Here is a 559-nt window from a genome sequence, read left to right on the forward strand (position 1 = left end):
GGATGAATGGCTGGCGCCGGCGCCGGGGACCGACGGGGCGCTGGCGATGGCGATGGGCCACGTCGTGCTCAAGGAGTTCTTCGTCGACCGCGAGTGCCAATACTTCCGCGACTACGTTACGAAATATACGGATTTGCCGTTCCTGGTCACGCTGGACCAGGACGGTGACTCCTACCGGCCGGGCAAGATGCTCACCGCGGCCCAGTTGCCAGGCGCGCTCAAGGATGCGGAAAATGCCGCATTCAAAACGGTGCTGCTGGATTCGGGCGGGATGCCGGTAGTGCCCAACGGCTCGCTCGGGCACCGGTACGGCCAACCCGGAAACTGGAATCTCGATCTTGGAGACGTGCGGCCGCTGCTCTCCGCGGCAGGCGGCAATGAGGCATCCGTTTTAGTTGATCTGCCGAGATTCGACACCGCGCACGGTGAGGCGGCGACGATGCGGCGCGGCGTCCCCGTGCGGCGCATCGGCGACCACCTGGTCACCACCGTGTATGACCTGCTGCTCGCGCAGTACGGCGTGGGCCGGCCCGGCCTGCCGGGCACCTGGCCGGCCGGG

1 pseudogene is annotated in these 559 nt (G+C 67.1%); it reads left to right on the plus strand.

Features of this window, described 5'->3' with window-relative positions:
• A pseudogene (locus ODJ79_RS46695) lies at positions 1-559 on the plus strand (molybdopterin-dependent oxidoreductase); the annotation flags it as partial.

Origin of the sequence: Actinoplanes sp. KI2 (assembly GCF_025630775.1) — a bacterium.
Taxonomy (GTDB): Bacteria; Actinomycetota; Actinomycetes; order Mycobacteriales; family Micromonosporaceae; genus Actinoplanes.